Raw genomic sequence first — 17,417 nt, 5'->3', positions numbered from 1 at the left:
GCGCGGCGATCCCGATGTCACCTGTAGAGGCTGGGACGACTGAGGGAATCGTCTCGGCAGACCGCGGATACCAGCGAGGGCCAGTTACGGTTTGGCGGCAACGTAGCCGTAATAATTCATAACAAAGTCCCCAAGGGGGAGGGGCTTCAGAGCGCCTCCTTTGCCCGGATGCGGTATCGCGTAATCTCCTTTGCCCCATGTGAAGATCGTTGTCGTCACGTTTCCGTTCGACACTTGTATCCTGTCACGCAAGACGACCCAGTGCCTCGTCAACACGGAGCCTTCATCAGATTGGTCGTCAAACTCGATCATGTTGGCGCTTATGAAAAGGCATACGCGATATCCGCCGGCGAGCAGGGCGTTGGCTTCGTTGACGCTGTCGATGCCCTTGCTGAATTTCAGATTGGTTTCCTCGCGCACGTCCCGGTATCCCGCCTTGCGGAACCATTGCTCCATTTCGCTCGGCAGCGTGATCCCCGCGACATCGCTTATTCTGCCGGTGTCGTCAAAATCGAGGAACCAATTTTCGGAGTCGCGGATGGAGGCGCATGTCAGCCAATCGACGTGGTCCAGCGAGTAGGGCGGCGTGTAGTTCTTCACGTCCTTTCCCGGCTTGATCAGCAGGCGGCCGAGGCTCGCTTGCCCCTTTTGATACAGGTCGATGGCGAACCGCGCATACTGCCCCGGCTTGTCCGACGCGTAGCTGAACATCAGCGCGGAGGGGCCACACATGCTTGCCTGATCCTGATCGATGAGGCTCGGCTTCGCAATGCGCCTGAGAATCCCGATCCCGACGCGGTGCGGGTCGAGCTTCGGAAAGAATGTGGTCCTCGTGTTCTTGAGGAAATCACAGACCATCTCCGCGGCGAGCTTCTTTTGATCCGAATTGAGGTCGTACGGTCCAACTCCGAGCCACTTCTTCTTTTCGTCGCCGACGAAGAGCGTGATGAGCTTTTTCGAAGTCGGAGAGAGCGTTCTGGAGGTGCTCGCAATCGTGGTCAGGTCATCCAGCTCGAATGAAGTGACCGTGCCGTCCGCGACGGTCGCCCGGATGATATCGACCACTTCCGCGTAATCCAGCTTGGAATCGTCGAGCAAACCCTTGCGAAGCGCGGCATCGACGGATGGCGTAGAGATCGCATCCCATTGACCCTTTGGAGGGGAAGGCTTGGCGGCCACCTTTGTCGCGAGGTCAACGAGCCGGCTGAACGTTGGGCCGCCAGGCCGAATATAGCCGTCGGGCGTGCCCGGGAAGTTTTTCTGCTGGAAATACAGAATCGAGCTGTAGAGGCTGTCGCTGGCGTGACCCGTCACGACCAATTGCGGTTTGAGCGTGGTCTCGGCGCCTCCGTCGGAAATGGCGATCTTGTTGAGCAGCGAAATGACCAGTTCCTGGTCTTGCTTCCAGTTCTGGCAGCTGCGACCCGTCGCGGCAAACCGACCGACTTTGTCTTTCAATTGCGGCATGACTGATCACCAGCGATGTGGTCGTTATCAGTGGCGGAACGTCAGCGCGCGCCTCTTGGCTTGGAGCCTAGCAGATCGTGCGTCCCACTGACGCTCAACGTTCCCGAGCACTCGAATCCGCCGAAAATTCCGCAGGACCCCGTGACCGTAACGCGAAAGTTCTTCCGCTGAAATATGTCGAGCGAAACACCAAATCGCGAAAAATCGTTGGCGCTGTTCGGCAGGATCAGGTCGATGTGATCGATCGCCCAGCGCGGCAGGTGAGGGTTGCTCTTCCAGAACAGTTCATTGACGGCGTGGTGCCCGAAATTCGGTCCGACCGTGAGGGCGCCGTCTGCGCCCTCGAACACGAAGCCCGTCTCGTCGATGTGAACGTTGACCCGGTCGGGTGCTACTGCGAAATGCAGCGACGTGATGTCTTGCGGCTGCGGGTCCTTGCCGAACTGCGCACTATAGTCGTCGCTCCATTGCCCTCGGCCGCGCCCCAACCCGAAGCCGTGCCGGCCCGGAAGGTCTCGCGTCGAGAGCGGCCGGTCGGATAGCCTTGGGCGCCAGATCTCCCGAAATCCCGTGCCGATTGTCGCTGCCATCGATAGATCGAGGGCCCAATGCGACGGTTTCTCCGGGCTTTTCCCTTCGGCGAAGGCGTCGAATCCGTCCGACGTCTTGGCAATCCGCAGCACCTTGATCAGGTCTTCCCAATCCTTCGGCAGAAACGTGACGCCGTCGAGCGTGCTCGTCGCGGCCGCCACGCCGTACTTCTCCAATTGACGTCGGATATAGGCCTTTTCGTCATAGAGGCGGACATTGGGATTCGGCCCGGCGAAATATTTCGACAGATCGATCTGTGGCCGAAGCATGGTTAGCCGCGCGGCGATCTTCCGGTAGGTGTCGGTCGTGGTCGGGTCGGTGGTCGTCACGGGGCCGCCTCAGAGACAAAGCCAGTCTCCGATTGGTCTGGTCCGGACGGGGCCGGGTTCAACTGAACCTCCCAACCGGAAAGGCCGACCACCATTCGTGGATCAGTGTAAAGAGCAAGGACGATCCGATGTCACTTCGGAGCAGGGTGCTAGACGTGCTCAACGGCCCGGCGGTCGCGCGCATGCGCTTTCGGTTTCCGATCCGTGGCAGCCACGTGACGATTGCACCGCAAACGTTCCATCACGTCGCACGTGCGATCCGGTTGGGACAGGTCAGCGTCGGAGTTCCGACGGACCTCGCGGCAGGTGTTGCGGCACAATATAACGATGTCGCGCGAACACGGGCGGATGGTACCGTCGTCGCGGCGAATACGCTGGAGGTCGTGTCGGCGACGGGGCGGATGGACGAAGCCTATATCGTCCATGAGGCCTTGCATGCGGCTTACGATCTGCTGCGCACCGGCCTTGACGCCAATGCGGAGGAGGCGTCCGCCTATGTCTGCACTGCGCTCTATTGCCGCATGACAGGTCTACCGCGACCCCGCTGGGCGAACGGCCCGATCTACGCCAATGCCGCAGAGGTCGCCCGAACGCTGCTGTCGCAATATCAGAAGGGTGATCCCGGCATTCCTTGGGTCGGCGAACATGAGTGGCGGATGCTGCGCGCCGGTGTGGGCCTAAATTCGGTCTATGCCAGCGGACCTGGCGGCATTCTCACCGGATGGCTCCTCGGCCAACAATACACCCACGACGGTTGATGGGACGGGCTGCGTCCGCTCCACAAACTGGCGGACCTGCTCGCTGCCGCCGGTTCCTTACCGAGGTCGACGCCGTTGAAAGCGTCAGGCAACCAGCAAACCCAGCTTTCCGACCGTCGCCAGCGAACGGTCAACGCTGTCTCGGGTCGAGAGCAGCAGCGGCTCGGCGGGCTGCCCGGCATCATCCACTTGTTTGACCTGGATGGTCGGTCCGAAGCGTTCAGTCATTTCGGCTGCAATTTGCCCGATCGTCCGAGAGCCGTCGAGCAACTGCAGGAACTGGCGCGTCCTGTCGTCCTCCAACTGTACGGTCTGGTGGAGCAGATTGGTGACCAGCGGGCCGGTCTGCGCCTGTCTGCGGGCGAGCAGGCTCGCCTGCGGGCGTTCAGTGGCTTCCTTCACGAGAAAGGGTGGTGATTTCAGAAAGGAGATCTCTCCGCTGCATGCCAGGATGTATAGCGCTTCGGTCAAGATCCGTTGGTCATCGTCTGTTTGCCGGCCCTCGAGCAGCGTCCGGGCGCCATCGAGCAGTTCAGTGAACGAGAGTGCGCGCGGCCAGGCCCGGCCGAGACAAAGATGCGCAGCCTTCAGGAGCGGCTTGGTCACCGTGATTCGGCTGCCGTCCTGAGTCTCAAATTCCATCTCGGACTCGTCGGTCAGGCAGACGTCGGGGCGACGTGAGCTGGTGGCGCTCAGCAGATAGAACCGGGTGATGAAGTCGAGATCGACCTGGCGGTCAAGGGAGATGCCATCGTGGCAGAGCAACGTACGCCGAAACCCGTTGCCGTCGATGAAGTCCTGATACTGATCGCGCGCCATGAACTCGCTTTCGGGAAAGCGCTGCAGCGTGGCGCGGACCTCTTCGGTGTAACCGGCAAGATAGCGTCGCGAGAAATCGGAGTCGCTCAGATATTGCAGCCCGTGCCGGCCAGCGCCTTCGACGACTTCGTGCAACAGGAAGGCCGTCGCGCCCTGATCGAGATCGTCGTGAAAAAGCAATTCGTCCGGAGCCTTGAGGACGCGGTTGCACTGATCGCGCATGACTGCACCGTGCACCGAGTTGGACTTCGAGCCGTCGCTGAGAAATTTCACGATGGCACGAGCTTGTCCCACTTTTTCCTTCATCCCGGTGATGTGCCTTGTGTGGTAACGCATCATGTCGCGGACCATGTCGCGGAGATGCGAGAACGGGTGCGCGTTATAGCTGACGTAGCAGAGCCCTTGGGGTGCCAGGTTCTGCTTGAAGATGCTCATCATCTTCTCGCGCACGTTCGGGGGTACCCATGAATACACGCCATGCGCGATGATGTAGTCGAACTGTCCGAAGGCGGCGTCGACATCCATGATATCGCAATGCAGGAGCTTGATGTTGCTCAAGCCCAATGCGGCGATATTTCGCTGGCCGCGTTCGACGGTAGCGCCGCTCAGGTCGATACCGATGAACTCGCTGTCTGGATATTGAAAGGCCATCGGCAACAGGTTGCCGCCAACGCCGCAGCCGAGCTCGAGAACGCGGCAGCGCTCGACCGGAGCCGGCTGCATGCCATAGACCGTTGCGATTGCCGCCAGATGGTTCGGGTGAGTGTGTCCGTAGACGTGCCCTGGATAATACACCTCATCGTATGCTGTGGTACCGGTGGTCGGCTGGCGGTGCTCGGTCTGGATGTTCATCGCAGTCAGTTCCACGAATATGCAAACTTGTCGTTCACGATCGAGACGCGCGTCTGCTTGACTTCCTCCTTGGCGAGAGACTTGCTGAGGAATTCACGCGACAGTTCGGGCAGCAGCGTGTTGGTGATGATGTTATCGATCATCCGCCCGCCGGAGTCCGGATCGTTGCAACGGGATACGATGTGCTCGACGACTGCATCGTCGTAGCCGAAGGCAGCCTTGTGATTATCGCGCAAGCGCTGTCCGATCCGGTCGAGCTGCAATCTGACGATGCCGGCAAGCATCTCGTCCGAAAGTGGGAAGTAGGGGATCGAAACAATGCGCCCAAGCAACGCGGCAGGGAACACCTTCAGCAATTCGGGCCGCAGCAGCCTGGCGAGTTCTTCCGGCTCGTTGCGATACTTTGGATCGCGCGCCAGGCCCATGATGAGATCAGTGCCGACGTTTGTGGTCAGAATGATCAACGTGTTCTTGAAGTCGATTCGCCGACCGTTACCGTCCTCCATGACCCCCTTATCGAACACCTGGAAGAAAATCTCATGGACGTCGGGATGGGCCTTCTCCACCTCGTCGAGCAGGATAACGCTGTAAGGCTTGCGCCGGACCGCTTCGGTGAGCCGACCGCCTTCACCATAGCCGACATAACCCGGAGGTGCTCCCTTCAAGGTCGAGACCGTATGCGCCTCCTGGAACTCCGACATGTTGATCGTGATCATGTTCTGCTCGCCGCCATAAAGGGTTTCGGCAAGCGCAAGGGCAGTTTCTGTCTTGCCCACCCCAGACGGTCCGGCCAGCATGAAAACGCCAATCGGCTTGGACGGGTTGTCCAACTTGGCGCGGCTGGTCTCGATTCTCTTGGCAATCATCGTCAGTCCATGGGACTGGCCAACCACGCGGCGATTGAGGATTTCGGGCAGCTTCAGGACGGTCTCGATTTCGTCACGCATCATTCTGCCGGTCGGGATACCAGTCCAGTCGGACACGACAGAGGCCACCGACTGTTGGTCCACATGGGCATAGATCATCCGCTTTTCCGGATTGATGCCCTCCAGGGTCTCAAACTTGCCGCGCAACTCCACGCGTTCCGCGGCCCGATCTTCGTCTCCGCTTCCGGAGAGGATTTCGCGGATGCTGCGGATGTCCTTGACGAGCTCCTGTTCCTTGGCCCAATCGGCCTCCAGGCCGGTCAGTTTGTCCTTCAGCGCCGCTATGTCGCCGTCGATTGCGGTAATGCGCTCGGCGTTCTCGTCCCCGAGATCGCCGTCGCTGACCAGCGCTGATCGTTCGGCCTCGCGAGCCGCTATGGCGACGCGAGCGTCCTCGATCAGGGCCGGCGTTGCGCTCTGGCTGATGGCTACCCGTGCCGAGGCAGTGTCCAGCAGGCTGACCGCCTTGTCCGGCAGCTGTCGAGATGGAATGTAGCGATGCGACAGGTTGACCGCGGTCACGATCGCGGCGTCCGAAATGCGAACGCCATGGTGCTTCTCCATCGGGCCGAGGAGGCCGCGCAACATGATGCAGCAGGTCGCGACATCCGGCTCATCGACGTGGATCGGCTGGAAGCGTCGTGTGAGCGCGGGGTCCTTCTCGATGTACTGGCGATACTCTGCCCAGGTGGTGGCGGCGATCGTACGCAGCGTGCCGCGGGCGAGGGGAGGTTTAAGCAGATTGGCCGCGTCACCGGTGCCGGCCGCGCCACCAGCGCCGATCAGCGTGTGAGCTTCGTCGATGAACAGGATGATGGGGGTAGGGGAATTCTGTACCTCGTCGATCACCGAGCGCAGGCGCTGCTCGAACTCGCCCTTCATCGAGGCGCCGGCCTGCATCAGGCCGATGTCGAGCGCGCAGAGCCTGACGTTGCGCAGTGGCGGCGGCACTTCGCCAGCGGCAATGCGCTGCGCAAATCCCTCGACCACGGCGGTCTTGCCGACGCCAGCTTCGCCGGTGAGAATTGGATTGTTTTGCCGCCGGCGCATCAACACGTCGATCAATTGGCGGATCTCGTCGTCTCGACCGAGGATCGGGTCCATCTGGCCCGACTTGGCCTTGGCGGTGAGATCCTGGGAGAACCGGTCGAGCGGTGTTGTTCCTTTGGGACCTGCCCGGTCCGCGCCGTCGGTGCCGGCACCGGCCAATCCGGAGCTGTCCATCGGACGCATGGTCTCTTCCTCGGAGCCTGCCCAGACAGCGCGGTGCTCCGCAGCCAATGCGTCTACGTTTATCTTAACGAATTCCTGCGAGATGTTGTTGAGCGCACGACGGATCTCATTCGATTTCAGTCCGGCGACCAGGAGATGGCCGGTGCGGATCTGGGTCTCGCCGAAGAACAGCGTGGCATAGTGCCAGCCACGGTCGAGAATATCGATGACCGAATTGGCGACCCCCGGCATGTCGGTTTCGTTCTTGCGGAAGCCGTTGATGACGCCTGCGAGGTCCGACAGCAGCCGCGCGCGGTCGAGCTTGTAGTGATCCACCGCGAGGCTGAGGTCCGTCCTTTCCTGCTGCAGGATGTGAAACAGCCAGTGTGCGAGCTCGATGTTGCGGTTGCTCGCGCTTTTGGCGTGGCGCAGGGCTTGTATGAAGGCATCGTAGCCAGCGCGGTTCAGTTTTCCAGTCACGGCCTCAAGGCTGATGTCGGTCACGGTGGGGCCTCCTGCTCAATTCCCCCGGGCGATGTCCGGCTCATCGTGGAAACTGGCGCGAATTCCATGATGTTAGGACAATCGGACCGGTGCATTGGTTCAAATCGGCGGGGCGTCTGCCGCGGCGCTTCGCCGGGCTCTCAGACGCTCGGCAAGGTGAAAGCGAGCATCGCGGCGATATTCCTCGGTCGAGGCCCAGTTCGGTGAAACCCAGCTGGTCCACCCAAGGCGTCCGCTCTGTCCCAGCTTCATCGGCACGACCGCTCCCGCCGGAATGGCGAGTTCCACCTCCCACTCGAGTTCGTCCCCGATATAGAAGTAGACGGCGTCAGCCAGGGGCTCGGACAGGTTAGGCACTTCGGTGGGCAGGAACTGCTCGTATTGAGCGAAGTCCTTCACGAAAACGCGAACCCTGATCTTGTCTTCGACACTGAACACCCGCGAGCCCAGAAGCGCGTCGTGGCCGAGCTTGGCGTGCGCCGCGCCGAGGCGGCTGCAATGGCTCGAGTCGAACGGGAGCCAGGTGCCAACAAATTCGTCGATCTCGACCCTGACATCGAACAGCCCCTGCAGCAGCCGGGCCAGTCGTGACGCGGATTTCGCCCTGGGTGAGACCAGTCCAGCGAAGCTGAGCTTCGCCATGTCCGGTACCGTGTCGCGATTGGCAAAGATATCAGAGCCGAGGCCGGCAAAGGAGCCGACATAGGCGATGAAGCGGTCATCCGATGGCCGATCGTGCTGCGCGATCGGCCGTGCGTCCGCCCAGGCACGAAAGAACAATTGCAGAAAGCGTCCATTGAGAAGGTCGAGAAAGCGCGGAAAAGCGTCGTCTCGCATCAACTGCCAGCCGAGGCTCTCATCGGTGGTGGCCAGCGGCAGTGCGCCCTGCGGTCCGAGCAGACCGAGGAATTTGACCAGGATCCTGAGCCTGCCATCGCGGTCGTCGACCGAGCTCAGATTGGAAGCGGGAAACTCCAGATAGGGGGTTTGACCGAGGTCAACAAATTCCTCACGACGCGCGGCACTGTCGCCGATCCGCGGCCGATCCGGATTGGATCGCTCGAGCTGGCGGAGCGTCTGGAAGAAATCGAACCGCCAAGGCTCGGCCTTCATCTGGTCGATCAGCGTCACAGCGGCCTCCGGGTGCCCATGCGGGCCGGCCAGCGCATGATCTCGCCGCGTTCCGAAGTCGAGATGACAGTTTGGGTGAAGGTGTTGAAGCCCGAATAGTCGGCGAAGAAGCGTTCCAGCACAGCCCCGAGCAGGAACACGCCACTGCCCTCGAATGCCTTCTCGTCGAGCGTGACGGTGATCTCCAGGCCGCGCGCTGCGCCACTGCCAGTACGCTCACGCACCCGCCGCACCACGGGCCTGCTCTCGACGCTGCGCACGCCGCGAATCTTTCGTTCCGTAGCGTCGTCGAACTGGTCGGCGAACAATGACAGCATCTCCCGCAGCGCTCCGGCGTTCTTACCGCCGCTGCGTTCCACGAGGCCGAGATAGTTCAGACTCAGCATGTTGATCAGGCGCCAACTGACAACGCCGCTATTGGCGATTTCGCTGCGACTGCGCAACTGCGCCACCACCGGCTCGCGTGGCCGGGTGGGACCGGCTATGCACATCAGCTCGAGCGAGGTGTCATCCAACAGGCGAAAGTCGGCTCCGCCCTGGCCGACCGGCAGATGTTCCGTGAGATGCCGGTTGGAGCACAACGCCCGGACGCTCAGCTCGGCGGCGGATCCGTCGCCGCTCAGGTCGCCGGGCTCGAGCAGCGAAAGGAACATGTCCGTCCCGGTGTAGTCGGAGGACGCGCCATAGGTCTTCTCTTCGACGGTGCGGCGCCGCGGTAGCCGACGAACGGTAAAATAAAGTCCCTCGACTGATCCGGCTGTCCGGTCGACGGCGGCGGAGTACAGCGGACGCACGTGCCGCTTGTCCTTTTCTGCCGGAAAGTGCGCGTAGACCTCCAGCACCTGGTGCGGTTCGTACTCGAGATAGCGGCTTCGGTCGGGCACCACGTGGTATTCGTGCGTATTCGATTTGACCGGGATGCGATCGCTGGTTTTCTCGAACAGGTTGATCGCCGGGGCGGTGTAGAGACTGAAAGTCTCCGCCCGGACAGAGGCGGCAAGCCGTGAGTTGTGCTCATCGAACGCGAAGACGATATCGATGGACTTGCTGCGCAACCGCGGCATCACGGCGCGAAGTCCCGTCAGATTGACGCCAAGGAACTTGCGCGGAAACACGAAATATTCCCGCAGCAGCTCCGAGCCGCGAAAGACCCGGTTATCGTTCGGAAACAGGGATTCGTTCTCGCTGAAGCCGACTTGCTGCACACAGTCGTTCGGAGCCCGGATGACGACCGGATCGCCGAAATCGTCGAGATAACGAAAATAGAGGCCGACGCAGTTCGAGGTCAATTGTTCGTAAAGTGCGATAGCGTCTGACTCGGCGCCGGTCAGATAGATGGGCAGTTCGCTGGTGCGGCAGCCGGCGAACCAGGTTTCTGGTTTGCTGCGCGCCTCCGCGTCTGCCGGCTCTTCGTCGAGCCGCGCGGCGGTACGGTGGGTCAAGGAAAGCCTGAGCCCCGCAATGACCTCTCCGCCGACTGGAATCCCGAGGGCCTGCAATGCGCCCGCGGTCGCAAAATATTCGGCGCCGGTGACGTCAAACGGCCAAAGCACGATATCGCGGCAGAGCCGGAAACGGCAGGCAAGGCTACGTTCCCTTTCGCGATAGCTCGCATCGAAGTAGGCGCCCCGCGCGATTTTCCTGCCGTCGCGCAATGCCGGATCGGCATAGGTCGGCTGTGCCTTGACCAGCATGGCGGACGGAGTTGGCGCGAGGTAGTTCGGAACCAGCTGTTCGAGCAGGTTTGCCGTGAACTCCGGAAATTCGTGCTTGAGCTTGAGCTGAACGCGAGCAGCAAGGAACGCGGCGCCTTCGAGCAGGCCCGAAATCATTGGGTCTGAGCGATCGCGGATCAGGCCGCCGAGGCGCTCCGCGATGCCAGGATATTCCTCGGCAAAGTCTTCCGCATGCTCGTACAGCAGCGACAGTTCACGGTTGTAGAAGTCGAGGAACTCGCGATTCATGCTACATTCGATTGATCTGTATATCGCCGCTGTCGAGATCGACGTCGGCGACGAATTCCACGGGCACGTTGAGCGGCTCGCACTTCAGGTCGGTGTGCACGATGAAGCGAAGCTTGAGCTGCTCGGGGCCGACCGAGGTATCACGCCGGACCCGGATCGATTTGCGGTCGAGCCTGGGTTCATAGGTCGTGAGCGACGTGCGCAGGGCATCGCTGAGCTCTTCGTCCGTCACGTCGTCGATCGACCGGTTTGCGATATCGGGAAAGCCGTAGTTCAGGATCGAGGTCCGGACACAGTCGCGGCCTGTCAAGTCCAGGGTCGATTCGAGAGCAATTGTATTGAGAAGAGTTTCGAGATCATGCGAGACCTCTCGCCTCAGCAACGTTTCGGAGATCGGGAAACGGCCGACACTGCGCCGCCCCGCTATGACGCGCTCGCCGAACTGATCGCGCAGCTCGATCTTCTTGCGCGAATCACGAGCCTCGTGGGCCGCGCGAAAGGCCAGCATCAACGGAGGAGAAAGCCGGTCCTTCTTTGGCGTAACGGTCATCGACGGTCCCCATACCGCCGGCGCCGATTGCCACTATTGGCAGCCGGCGCCGAGCAGGAAGCTTTCGATCAGGCCCATTCCTTGTTGGCCGGAACGTCCCAGCCGAAGGTCGGCGATGCGCCGGCGCCGCCCTTTTCCGTCTGGGTCTTGTAGATCATCTTCACCTTCGCGAAGTTCAAGCTCACGTTTTCGGTGAGACGATCTTCGCCATGCGATCCGCCGGTCGATACGCTGGCGACCAGGACGTGCTTCATCTCGATCTTGAGATATTCCAGCGGATTTTCACCGGCCTTGCGGACAGTGAGGATCGCGGTATCGATGTGCTTGCCGTTGGCGCAGACCTTGAAGAGTTCAGGCGTCGCTTTGTCAACGAAGTGCGTGAAGTGGAGATCCTGCATGTTGACCTTGCCGGCGCCGCCGCCCGAGCCGCTGTGGAAGGTGCCGCTTTGGCTCTCGCCAAACGACCAACTCAAGATGTCGATCTCGTCCTTGTGTTTGTCGTCGAGCGACTCGCCCTTGATCGGATCGAGTTTCAGAAAGATGTCGACAGCCATAGAATAGTCCTTTCAAAAAACCTTGGATGAGTGACGGTTGCGATAACGCGGCGTCAGGAGCTCGGGCCTGGCAGGCGCGAAACAAGGCTGAGACCGACGTCCATCGCTTCCAATTGAAAATGTGGACGGAGGAAGAAGCGTGCGTTGTAGTATCCCGGGTTCTCCTCGTTTGCTATGACCTCGACTTTCGCAGCGGCCAGCGGCTTGCGCGCTTTCTGCGCCTCTGACGACAGGGCTGGGTTGGCATCAACGTACTCGTTGATCCAGGTCTGCAGCCAGACCGTCAGCTCATCCTTCTCCTTCATGGATCCGATCTTGTCGCGAACCATGCATTTCAGGTAGTGCGCAAAGCGGGACACGGCGAACATGTAAGGTAGACGTGACGACAGGTTGTCGGATGCGGTTGCGTCCACACCCTTCTCGCCGAAGTATTTCTTCGGCTTGTAGAGCGACTGGGCACCGATGAACGCTGCCTTGTCGGTGTTCTTGCGATGGATCAGCGGGATCAGCCCCGATTTTGCAAGTTCGTGTTCACGACGGTCACTGATGGCAATCTCGGTTGGGCATTTCAGGTCCACCCCGCCGTCGTCAGTCGGGAAGGTGTGTGTGGGCAGATTGATCACCTCGCCGCCGGACTGGACGCCGCGAATGCGCGTGCACCAACCGAACTCCTTGAAAGCGCGATTGATGTTGACAGCCATCGCGTAGGACGCATTGATCCAGCCGTATTTGTCCCCGGTATGCCCGTCGGTCTCCTCTTCGAAGGCGAATTCTTCCACCGGCTCCGATTTCGCGCCGTAAGGGAGGCGGCCCAGCACGCGGGGCATGCACAAGCCGAGATAGCGCGAGTCGTCCTGGTCGCGCAGTCCCTTCCAGGCCGCATACTCCGGCGTGTCGAACACCTTGCCAATGTCGCGAGGGTTCGACAGCTCAGTCCATGAATCCATCCCCATCAGGGTCGGCTCGGCGCCGGCGAAGAACGGAGCGTGTGCTGCGCCGGCGATCTTGCTGAGATCGCGCATCAACTGCACGTCGGTCGGAAGGTGGCTGAAATAGTAATCGCCGATCAGGCAGCCGAATGGCTCGCCGCCCAACTGTCCGAACTCGTATTCGTAGATCTGCTTGAACAGCGGGCTCTGGTCCCAGCGCGCATCGGGATAAAGCCGCAGGTTCCGATACAGCTCGGTCTTGGAGACGTTCATCACCCGGATCTTGAGGTTGGCGTCGGTCTCGGAATTGAAGACGAGGTAGTGGAGACCGCGCCAGGCACTCTCGATCGCCTGGAATTCGGGTGCGTGCAGGATCTCGTTCATCTGCGCGGTCAGCTTTTGATCGATCCGCGCGATCATCTCCTCGATGGTGTCGAGCACGTCCGACTTGATGACGCTCGTGTCCTTCAGCGCCTCTTGAACGAGCGTGGAGACCGCGTTCTCGACTTCGGTCGCCGCACGTTCGGTGCGCGGTTTGAAGCTTTGCTTCAGCAGGGCAGCAAACTCGTCAGCTTCGACGGTCTTGACCTGGGTGGTGGTCTCTTTGTGAGTTGCTTCTTTTGCCATGGTCCCCATCCCTTGCGTTAGCTGTTGGTGTCGGCTTCGGTTGACTGGCTGGTCGCGCGCTCGCGCAGTGCGGCCATCAGTTGAGGATCGGCGAGGAGTTTCTTCAGCTGGTCCTCGGCGCCCACCTTGCCATCCATGTAGCGGAGCAGGTTGGCGAGTTGTTCGCGCGCCTCGAGCAGCTTCGCCGTCGCCGGTACCTGGCGGGCGACCGCCACCGGCGTGAAGTCGGACATCTTGTTGAAGCTCAGGTTGACGGAGATCTTCTCGTCTGACTCATCGCCGAGACGATTGGCGACACGCGTCGTCACGCCGGGCTGGATCGCTGCCATGCGGTTGTCGAAATTGTCCATGTCGAACTCGAGGAACTTGCGCTCCTCGACCTTCGCCTTCTCGACGCCGGGGTTGTTGCCGGAAAGATCGGACAGGACGCCCATGACAAACGGCAGCTCGATCAGCCGTTCGGCGTCGTAGGGATCTTCATAAGTGATGTGCACGCGCGGTGCGCGGTTTCGGCGAATGAATTTCTGACCGCTGTCGGTTGCCATTGGGTTGCCCTCTTCACAAAATCTGTGCGGAAGCCGACTTGCGCGACGCAGGCTCGGGAAGTGCCTCGGTCTTTCGTCAGCGGAGCTTCCTTCTCTTAGTCCCGTCGAACGGAAGGCGGGTTCAATTCGATTTATCGATCGCCTTCAGAGCACCCTCGGGCAAAACGTCACTCAGCAGGCTGAGGAAATCTCGTTGTGCGAGTTCGCGCGCGCGATCGACCAGAAACGGGATCGGGCTGGACGGCTCCGCGGCGCGGAAGAAAGACGCAACCTTGGTCAGCAAATCCAACGCCTGCGCTCTGTTTTCTGCTGCAAAAACAGTATCTTGAGGGTCATTTTCTTCCGCAGCTGGGAGCGATGTGGCGAATTCCGCCATGCGCTCGATCGGCAGGTCGAAAACCTTGTCACGTCCGATATTGATGGCAGCGCTCTCGACGTGGGCGGGCATCAGCATCCGCATCACTTCGATAAACGATTTGCCAACCATGTCCTGCGCCTGCCGCACCAGCAAGAGCGCCGGGCTCGACGGTTCCTTCCGAGCGAAATAGTCGGCGGCTGCCGCCAGCGCCGCGGATGCCCGGCCCGGTGAGGTCACTGCGCCGGCCATTTCAATGGGAAGCTGCTGGTTGTCTTGAGCAGTTTCGTCCGGAGATGGAGCAACTGCGGTTGGATCGCGTGCTGTGACCAGGCCCGCGAGCCAGTTCGCCATGCCATTCGCGACACCCGCAAGCCTGTCGAGACTGACGGGTTGCCCCGAGTTCAACTTTTCGTGCCAAGCCGATTTGATGCCGGCAATCTCGGCCGCGACCGCGGAACAGCGGGCGCTCAACGATTTGAGGGTGTCGAGGTCGGTCTCGCCGATGATGCGCTCGATGGTTCCGAGGTCAGGCGCGTCGACGTCAGCGTCAGCGGCGGGAATTTCGCCCTTGGCAATCTGATAGGCACGGTAGTTGAGGCTGCCGTGCCTGCGATTTTCGATCAGGGGGAGGAATTGGAGCGGGTTGATCACCGTCGGAAACACGTCGATCGCCTCGACGGTGACGGCGCGAAAGGCATAGTCGCCGTCCTCGCCCCTCGGGTGAACCGCTTCCCATTGTTCGCGGAGCAGCAGGGTGGTCGCCTTCAGGCAGCTGAGAAAGCCGTCGAGATCGCGGTTCAGGATGGAGAACTTGGCGAGCAGCATGGTCAGGCGCAGATCGCGGGTGCGTGCCAGGAGGGGCTGCGCAGCGGCGAACTGGCCGGCAATGTCGATGGCCTTTGGGTCGAAGCGGCCGCGCTCTCCGTTGGCGTTGACGACCTCGAAATACGACATCGGAAGCAGCGATTCCGCACCTGCGAAGAAATTCATGTACTGGACATCCCCGGCCGCATCGAGGTCAGGCCCGCAGGGATCGTCCGGGGCTATGGGCTTGGTCAGGGATGTGACATCGAGCATGCAAAGATGGTCCGTCTGCGGGGCCCTGGCCCCCTTTTGCCAAGTCCGTCACATGTGGCGGATCAGGCGGGGATCATGATCCTATTGTCTGTTAGGTCAGATCAACGATGACCTCGGTTCATTCCCGGCGGCCACGACCGTTTCGCGTGAACCAACAAGCTCTTGGAGCCGACTACAAGAGTGCCGGGATGGTTCCATCGGGCGCGTCCTTTGGCGCGTCAGGAGAGGGCGACACCGGACGGACTTGTCGGTCATCCCACCGATGGCTGGCTCGGATTTCGGTTGTTTCGTGCTTGACGACCTGATGCGCCGGTTGCGCGGATCGTGCGGTCAACGAAGGAGTTTAACGCCCACATGGGCCAGCTTACCCAGGATACCCGCCTTTGCGAGCTCAAGACCCCCCTTGGCAAGGACGTTCTGGTTTTTGTCAGGTTCGAGGCCTCTGAAGGTCTGAGTGAACTGTTCGAATATCGTATCGAGTGCCTCAGCGAGGACGCCGATCTCGACTTCGATCGCGCAATCGGCCAGCAGTGCACGCTCACCATCAAATTGCACGGGAAGGAGCGCGAGTTCAGCGGCATTCTCACGGAAGCGCAGTGGCTCGGGGTCAAGAACGACTATTTCAGTTACCGGATCGTGCTGAGGCCCTGGTTATGGCTGCTGTCGCGCACCACCGATTGCAGGATTTTTCAGGACAAGAAGGCGCCCGACATCATCAAGGAGGTCTTCAACGAGCGCGGCTTCACGGATTATGAGTCCAAGCTTACCGAAGAGGGCTCATGTCCAAAGCTCGAGTACTGCGTTCAGTATCGCGAGACCGATCTGGATTTCGTATGCCGGCTGATGGAACAGCACGGCATCTACTACTTCTTCAAGCATGAGGGTGGCAAGCATACGCTGGTGCTGGCTGACTCCAAGTCCTCGCACAGCCCAATCAACGGTCTCGCAAAGATCCCCTATATCCCGCTGACCGGATCCGACCGTCGCGAGGAGCAGCATATTTATGAGTGGGTTTCCGAGCGCCGGTTTCGCACCGGCAAGTTCGAGCTTAACGACTACAACTACCAGAAACCCAACGCGCAGATGATCAGCGACGCCAAGGGCTCCGAGCACTACACACGATCCGAGATGGAGTTCTACGACTATCCCGGCAAGTTCAAGGAGAAATCCGACGGCGAGCGATACGCCAAGATTCAGCTCCAGGCCGAGCAGGCGATGGATCGGCGCCGCCGCGGCAACGGCGACGCCGTCAGCCTGTTCCCCGGCGGACTAACCAAGCTCGAGAAGCACTCGAAAGACTCGCAGAACGTTGAATATCTCGTCGTACGAGCGGCTCACTCATTTTCTATCGAGTCCTATCGCACTGGCGGTCCCGGCGACGGCGGACAGCACGTCTACTTCGGCAGCTTCGAATTTCTGCCAAGCGATCGGCCGTTTCGATCTCCCATGATGACGCCGAAGCCGAGGATCAATGGTATCCAGACGGCCAAGGTCGTCACCAAGGACGACAATTCGAGCGAGGAAATCGACGTCGAGTCGCTCGGCGAAATCTATGTTCGCTTTTTCTGGGATCGAAAGAAGAAGCGGTCGTGCCGGTTGCGCGTGGCCCAAGTCTGGTCCGGCAAGCGCTGGGGCGGTCAGATCATCCCGCGCGTCGGGCAGGAAGTGGTCGTGGAATTCCTGGAAGGAGACCCCGACCGGCCCTTAGTGATCGGCACGGTGTATAACGATGAATACAAGCTGCCCTACGATCTGCCGTCCAAGAAGACGATTGCGGGATTGAAGTCCGACTCGACCAAGGGAGGAGGCGGTTATAACGAATGGAACTTCGAGGACAAGAAAGGGTCCGAGAAGATCACCCTGCACGCCGAAAAGGACTACGACGTAACGGTCCGCGACACCGAGACCAGGACCATCGGTGAAGCCGCGTTCGGCGGCGATACCCGCAAGACCACACTCAAGAACGGCAATGACAAGCTTGATATCGAATTGGGTGGTCAGCACATCAAGCTGGCGATGGATCAGTCCGTCAATGCAGGGCTGAGCATCACGCTCACGGCCAATGTCAACATCACCCTCCAGGTTGGTCCCAGCCAGATCATCCTGACCCCCGCCGGAATCGTCATCAACGCCCCGACCATCACCATGACCGCGCAGGCCGCCATGGCACTTGCGGCCGGCGGCCCGTTGGTTGCCCACGGCACACCAACCATTGTCGGCTGAC

Annotated in this window: 13 protein-coding genes; 2 read left to right on the top strand and 11 right to left on the bottom strand. The window is 60.6% G+C overall.

Annotation, left to right across the window (positions count from 1 at the left end; genetic code table 11):
* Positions 1-84: 84 nt before the first annotated feature.
* On the bottom strand, positions 85-1,467 hold the full coding sequence (locus tag WDM24_RS25690; RefSeq protein ID WP_338827613.1) for a hypothetical protein: 1,383 nt from the start codon (positions 1,465-1,467) through the stop codon (positions 85-87).
* 41 nt (positions 1,468-1,508) lie between these two features.
* Positions 1,509-2,387 carry a hypothetical protein gene (locus tag WDM24_RS25685; protein WP_166297564.1) on the bottom strand — a complete coding sequence of 293 codons (879 nt, stop codon included), beginning with the start codon at positions 2,385-2,387 and terminating at the stop codon, positions 1,509-1,511.
* 128 nt (positions 2,388-2,515) lie between these two features.
* Here WDM24_RS25685 and WDM24_RS25680 point away from each other — a divergent pair, with 128 nt between their 5' ends.
* A complete protein-coding gene (locus WDM24_RS25680) occupies positions 2,516-3,145 on the top strand; it encodes a hypothetical protein (RefSeq protein ID WP_166297563.1) in 630 nt (209 codons plus the stop codon).
* Between the two features lie 84 nt (positions 3,146-3,229).
* On the opposite strand, the gene WDM24_RS25675 is transcribed toward WDM24_RS25680, so the two are convergent.
* The 9 genes from WDM24_RS25675 to WDM24_RS25635 all read right to left on the bottom strand — a co-directional run bounded on the left by WDM24_RS25675 (position 3,230) and on the right by WDM24_RS25635 (position 15,193).
* Positions 3,230-4,816, bottom strand: coding sequence for a class I SAM-dependent methyltransferase (locus WDM24_RS25675; protein WP_338827611.1), 1,587 nt, complete (start codon positions 4,814-4,816; stop codon positions 3,230-3,232).
* A gap of 5 nt (positions 4,817-4,821) precedes the next feature.
* A complete protein-coding gene (gene tssH / locus WDM24_RS25670) occupies positions 4,822-7,458 on the bottom strand; it encodes a type VI secretion system ATPase TssH (RefSeq protein WP_338827609.1) in 2,637 nt (878 codons plus the stop codon).
* Between the two features lie 99 nt (positions 7,459-7,557).
* Positions 7,558-8,622 (bottom strand): type VI secretion system baseplate subunit TssG, encoded by a 1,065-nt coding sequence (gene tssG, locus WDM24_RS25665; RefSeq protein WP_338832445.1) that lies wholly within the window; start codon positions 8,620-8,622, stop codon positions 7,558-7,560.
* Positions 8,586-10,553: a type VI secretion system baseplate subunit TssF gene (tssF, locus tag WDM24_RS25660; RefSeq protein ID WP_338827607.1), complete on the bottom strand. Its 1,968-nt coding sequence runs from the start codon at positions 10,551-10,553 to the stop codon at positions 8,586-8,588. Before tssF ends, tssG begins: the two co-directional genes overlap by 37 nt.
* 1 nt (position 10,554) lies before the next feature.
* A complete protein-coding gene (gene tssE, locus WDM24_RS25655) occupies positions 10,555-11,103 on the bottom strand; it encodes a type VI secretion system baseplate subunit TssE (protein ID WP_029080198.1) in 549 nt (182 codons plus the stop codon).
* 68 nt (positions 11,104-11,171) lie between these two features.
* Positions 11,172-11,657, bottom strand: a complete 486-nt coding sequence (locus tag WDM24_RS25650) for an Hcp family type VI secretion system effector (protein ID WP_029080199.1) — start codon at positions 11,655-11,657, stop codon at positions 11,172-11,174.
* A gap of 53 nt (positions 11,658-11,710) precedes the next feature.
* Complete coding sequence (tssC, locus tag WDM24_RS25645) at positions 11,711-13,213, bottom strand: type VI secretion system contractile sheath large subunit (RefSeq protein WP_029080200.1); 1,503 nt, start codon at positions 13,211-13,213, stop codon at positions 11,711-11,713.
* A gap of 17 nt (positions 13,214-13,230) precedes the next feature.
* On the bottom strand, positions 13,231-13,758 hold the full coding sequence (gene tssB, locus WDM24_RS25640) for a type VI secretion system contractile sheath small subunit (protein WP_166297556.1): 528 nt from the start codon (positions 13,756-13,758) through the stop codon (positions 13,231-13,233).
* 121 nt (positions 13,759-13,879) lie between these two features.
* A complete protein-coding gene (locus WDM24_RS25635) occupies positions 13,880-15,193 on the bottom strand; it encodes an ImpA family type VI secretion system protein (RefSeq protein ID WP_166297554.1) in 1,314 nt (437 codons plus the stop codon).
* 354 nt (positions 15,194-15,547) lie between these two features.
* Between WDM24_RS25635 and WDM24_RS25630 the strand changes: the two genes are divergently transcribed.
* Positions 15,548-17,416: a type VI secretion system Vgr family protein gene (locus WDM24_RS25630; RefSeq protein WP_166297552.1), complete on the top strand. Its 1,869-nt coding sequence runs from the start codon at positions 15,548-15,550 to the stop codon at positions 17,414-17,416.
* Position 17,417 lies beyond the last annotated feature (1 nt).

Source organism: Bradyrhizobium sp. 27S5 (genome assembly GCF_037217225.1).
Lineage (GTDB): Bacteria > Pseudomonadota > Alphaproteobacteria > Rhizobiales > Xanthobacteraceae > Bradyrhizobium > Bradyrhizobium septentrionale.
The sequence above is the reverse complement of the archived record's forward strand: the minus strand, read 5'-3'. Positions and strand labels throughout refer to the sequence as shown.